This window comes from Corynebacterium sp. CCUG 61414 (assembly GCF_024453945.1).
Classification (GTDB): Bacteria; Actinomycetota; Actinomycetes; order Mycobacteriales; family Mycobacteriaceae; genus Corynebacterium; species Corynebacterium pseudogenitalium.
Genome location: NZ_JAGPYU010000025.1, coordinates 1 through 5669, shown reverse-complemented (window position 1 = coordinate 5669; position 5669 = coordinate 1). Strand labels below are relative to the sequence as shown.

Below are 5669 nucleotides of genomic sequence, written 5' to 3'. Positions count from 1 at the left end.
GGCGACAAGATCACTGTTCCGGTTGTTGTGACCTACCCGGATGGTTCCAAGGACAACGTCAATGTGACCGTCACGGTTGAAGAGCCTGGTGCTAAGACTGCTGATCAGGTTGAGCCGAAGTATGAGGACGGTAAGGGTAAGCCGGGCGAGAATGCTACGGTTCCTGCTCCGAAGTTCACTGACAAGGACGGTAAGGACACCAAGGCTCCTGAGGGTACGAAGTTCACTCCTGGTGACAATGCGCCTGATGGTGTGAAGGTTGATGAGACCACTGGTGAGATCACTGTTCCGGTTCCTGAGGATGCGAAGCCTGGCGACAAGATCACTGTTCCGGTTGTTGTGACCTACCCGGATGGTTCCAAGGACAACGTCAATGTGACCGTCACGGTGACGGAGAAGGATGTGCCACCGGTTCCGGGTTCGAAGGACAATGAGTCCTACGAGCCTGAGTACAAGCCAGGTTCTGGTAAGCCGGGTGAGGACGCCACGGTTGACAAGCCGGTCTTTAAGGATAAGGACGGCAAGGAGACCACTCCGCCGGCAGACACGAAGTTCGAGAAGGGCGAGGGTGCTCCGGAGAACGTGACTGTCAAGGAAGATGGTTCTGTGACCGTTCCTGTTCCGGAGGATGCGACACCGGGTGACAAGATCACTGTTCCGGTTGTTGTGACCTACCCGGATGGTTCCAAGGACAACGTTGACGTCACGGTTGAGGTGCAGCCGAAGGATCCTTCGGTCAAGCCTGGTAAGAACACGACAGTTCCGGCTGATAACACGCCGCATGAGGTTGGCAAGGTTGAGAACCCGAAGGGTGATGAGACCGGCAAGCTTGTTGATAAGAATGGCAACGAGATTCCAGGCTCGAAGGTTGAGATCGACGAGGACGGTAACGTTAAGGTGACGGTGCCGGAGGGGACTGATCCGCAGGATGCCACAGTTGTTGTCACTGACAAGGGTGGCAAGACTGTTGGTGAGATCGGTGTGAAGATCGTTGATCCGAACTCTGATGCTGCGAAGTTCGTACCGAACTACGGTGATCGTAAGAATGTCGAGGCTGGTAAGACCGAGACGTCGAAGAATCCGTTTGAGGGCAAGACTGATGTTCCTGTGAAGGATGCAATTGGTACGCCTTCTGCTGGTTCTGAGGATTGGACGTTTGAGACTGGCAAGAGCGGTGTTGTCAAGGCAACGGCTCCTGACTACAAGAAGGTCGCTGACAAGATCGCCTCTGAGTTGCCGCAGATTGATAGCAGCTGGAATAACTTCAAGGAGATCTTTACTCCGTACGTTCGTCCGTCTGTAACGGTTGATTTCACCTATAACGATGAGTCGAAGAACCACGCAACTGCTGGTTTCGAGCTGGTTGGTAAGGATGGTAAGTCCTTGCTGGATCCGGATGGTGACTTCGATGGTGACGGTCACTCCAACCGTGAGGAGATCGAGAAGGGCTCTAACCCTGCCGATGAGAACTCGAAGCCGACGCCTGGTGAGGACGCTTCGGTCGCAACACCTGCCATCGATGACGTTCACGAGGGCGACAAGGCCATCACCGGTACCGGCGAGCCTGGCTCCAAGGTGACGGTGACCCACGATGGCAAGGAGATCGGTGTCGGTGTCGTCGGTAATGACGGCAAGTGGACCGTGGAGGTTCCAGGTGATGCTCCTCTGACGCAGGGTAAGACCGTGAAGGTTACGCAAGATGCAGGTAAGAAGACTGCTGAAAAGACGGTCCAGGGCCCACGGGAGGGTGATTCGAACAAGGACACCACTCCGCCGAGTGTGAACCCGATCAAGCCTGGTGATAAGACGATCACTGGTAAGGATGATCGTCCGAACTCGACGATTAAGGTCACGCTGCCGAACGGTAAGGTCATTGAGACCATTACCGATAAGGACGGCAACTGGAAGATTGATGTCCCGTCTGGTGTTGAGTTGAAGCCAGGCGACAAGATCACGGTGACTGATGAGGCGGGTAACTCGACAAACGCGCAGGTCGGTATTGATACCGGCAAGTGTGTTGCATCCGCTGTGGGCTTCGGTCTCCCACTGATCGCGCTCCTGCCGTTGGGTCTGGCTTCCCAGATTCAGATTCCGGTGCTCAGCGATGTGGCTGCACAGGTGAATGCTCAGCTGCAGGATGTGAACACTCGTATCCAGCAGCAGGCTGGCATCTTCAATCCGGAGATGGCACGTCAGGTTGAGCAGATCAACGCACAGCTGCGCACCGTTGGTGCGGATCTGGGCATGGTCGCTGCGGGTATCGTTCTGATTGCTGCTGGCATCCTTGCTGGCACGGTCATCTACGACAACTGCAACCCGAATGGTCCGAAGTCTTCGGTCAAGGACCTTGAGCTGAAGGGTTCGTCTGGTAAGACGATGAAGCTTTCCTCGAAGAAGGATGATGCGAAGGCGACCGCTACGCCGAAGAAGTAACGCGATAGCGCCCATCACCGCCTCCCCCCCTTGCGGGGGGAGGGAAAGGGCTAAACGCTTACTAAGCATCTGCTAAGAAGAAAAGAGCTGCTGTTCGTCATCGCGACGAATGGCAGCTTTTTGCATGTTTGGACATTATTGGCGGAGGGGACGTCGAAAAGCCTGCGTCTTGCCAGGTGGCGTACAGATGTACCGAAGTGCTATAGGTCAAAGTTATTAACGTGCCTTCCTGGGCAAATGGCAAACAGTTCGCAGCTCATGAAGCTCTAAGTTTTTAACCCGCCGTAATGTACAAGCGTCCATAAATGGGCTAGATGTAAAAGGTCCACTGGATGCACAGACCTTTCATTGTTATTGTCAGATAACTGTAAACCATGTAGCGCCTGTGCCTACACCGGGAAAACGGTGATGCACGCGGCGGTGGCATGTTCTGAAATAACGAATGAAAGGAATTATTGTGCGAAGCTCCTATAAGGCACGCCGTGGCACTTCGCTTGCCGCGGCCGCATTGTCGTTCGCGTTGGTTGCGCCACTTGCGCAGCCGGTTGCGTTTGCTCAGGAGGCTCCTGCTGCAGTTGTGGGTGCTGAAGCTGCTGCTGATACGCAGGGCAAGAGCAAGATGGTGCCGAACGCCATCTACACCAAGGGTGGCTGGCGCGATTACGGTGGCTACCACGGCTACGCCTACATCAACAAGGATGGTCGCCACGATGATCTGAGCTCGAACAACGAGCCGTTGAAGGGCAACGTCATCTACCTGCAGTACGTCACGGGTAAGAATGAGGTCTCCCCGGTTTTCTACACCCTGACCGACTCAGAGGGAAGGTTTTCCTTCGACTTGACCCGCAAGGTTACGGATCGCGTACATGCACCGGCATTCCATCTAGCTGGCGTTCAGGGCGGCAAGACCCGCGTCCGCGTGTGGGGTGAGAACCCCGACCCAGAGAAGTACTCGGTAGTAGCTGCAGGTGACATGAACTCTGGCCGCTACACCACGCGTACCAACCGTGTGCAGGAGTCGTGGAACTTCACGTCTGGTCCTGCTGGGTCGCGTATTACCAACGGCCGCTTTGTGCTGGAGGAGAAGCCGAACCACGTTGGTTGGTTGGCGAAGCCTGAGTCCGAGTGGACGCGTGCGCTTGATGGTGAGACGGGCAAGCCAACGGTTGATGGTCAGTTCCCGGACTATGGTGCGTTTGGCACCATTAAGAGCCTTGCTGCGCCGAATCAGTCGATGGTGTGGTGGGAGAACGGTGAGGATGCAGGTTCTTTGCCGGGGTACTACAAGTATCAGACTGGGCAGGGCGACCGTGCCGCCGGTGGCGTGGAGATCGTCGGCTCGTACCTCAATGATGAAGTCGCGCGCCAGATTGATGCGTGGAAGGATGCGAACAAGGGCTACACTGCTGAGCAGGAGCGTGCGAATCAGGAGCGCATTATTAAGGCGTACCAGGATGAGCATGGTGTAGGCTCCCACATCGCTGAGACGGTCGTAGTGCCGTCGAAGGATGATGGCACGATTTACCTGCCATTTAAGGGCACGTATGGTGCCAGCCGTGACAGGATCGGCAACGTATCAGAAGACGAGTTCGGCAAGGTAGCGCCGAAGTACGAAATGGACCGAGGCAGCCGTTACGGCGCCTTCACTGGTCTCGCTATTGGGAAGCGTCGTCACATCAATACGGATTACATGTACATCTACCCACGTATCGAGGGTCGTGATGTGAAGAATTCGGCGTTCCCGATGAACATGTTCCAGAACTACGCTGATTCCGGCACTGTTATCGCGGGTGCGAACATGAACGGCCTGCAGTTCCCGTTGATGTCTGCACAGCCGATCTTTGATATCCCTGAGTACAACTCGTATGACAATAAGGGTCGTGCTGGGTCGAAGGTGACCACGAAGGCTGCGGGTTTGATGCCGAATGCGGATTACGCGATTCGTTGGTACGCAACCGATCCTGCTGGTAATCAGACCGAGCTCAAAGGTAAGGAGTGCATCGTCAAGAGTGACGAGAAGGGTGTGCTGCCTTCCTGTGATTTCCAGGCGCCCGAAGACCTGAAGGAAACCACCGTCTACACAGCGGCGGTTGTCAGCGTTGATCCTGTTTCGAAGAAGATGTCTGACCGCTGGGAGATTGCGGACTCGTTTACCGCTGTCGTTCCAGAGCAGCTGCCACTTGGCTCCGCAGGGGAAGAATACCCGGACAACAATGTTGCGGACCTGTTTGGCAACCTGCCGGATGACCTCGCTGAGGATGCGAAGCCGAAGTACTCCGCCGACAAGCTGCCAGATGGCCTTAAGATCGACCCTGAGACCGGCAAGATCACTGGTATTCCAACCGAGCCTGGCACTACTGAAGTGACCGTAACCCGTGAGGTTGAGGTCATGGTAGAGAAGTACGTTGGCGTCACCGATGAAAATGGTGACCCGGTTTGGGAGAACCCTGATGAGGAAGACCCCGCGAAGCGTATCCAGAAGACCGAGAAGTCTCGGGTTGCAGAGAAGCAGCTGGAAGAGGTCGTCACGAAGATTGTGGTGACGGATACGCCGCTGAAGGACGGTGTTGTTGGCGAGGATTACGAGCAGGAAGTAAAGCCAGAGGGCTTTGGTCCTCTGCCGCAGGGCTTCAAGATTAAGGAAGGCTCCCTCAAGGTTGAGGGTCTTCCTGACGGCTTGGAGTTCAAGGATGGCAAGATCACGGGTAATCCGACTGCTCCGGTTACGGCTTCTGAGGAGAAGCCGAATGTGACCGTGACCTACACCCTGGTTGATCAGGATGGCAACGAGACCGAGCACACTGATGTTGTGCCGTTGGCAGTTGGCGTCAAGACCACGGTTGATGAGTCTGGTAAGAAGCTGGTTGATCCGACTGATGAGAAGCAGGACACTGGTGTCAAGATCGTTAATCCTGACGACGAAACCAAGGTCTCTGCTAAGGATGAGGACGGCAAGGACGTCCCGGTCGAGATTGATGAGAATGGTACCGTTCACGTCACGCCGGGTACCGATGTTGATGGTCCGATCACGGTGACTGTTGAGGATCCGGATCTTGACGGTGGCAAGCAGGATGTTGAGGTTGAGGTCAACGGCCACAAGAAGGGTGTTGACGACAACGACTCCGACAAGACCACGGTTGATGAGTCTGGTAAGAAGCCGGTTGATCCGACTGATGAGAAGCAGGACACTGGTGTCAAGATCGTTAATCCTGACGACGAAACCAAGGTCTCTGCTA

At 55.3% G+C, this 5669-nt stretch carries 2 protein-coding genes; both read left to right on the top strand.

The genetic code is table 11. From position 1 onward, the window contains the following. On the top strand, positions 1-2433 hold a 2433-nt coding region (locus KBX14_RS10985), incomplete at its 5' end, for a YPDG domain-containing protein (RefSeq protein WP_256042547.1). A 457-nt stretch (positions 2434-2890) separates the two neighbouring features. Then, positions 2891-5669 (top strand): Ig domain-containing protein (locus tag KBX14_RS11345; RefSeq protein ID WP_256042546.1); only part of this gene is annotated, 2779 nt, incomplete at its 3' end.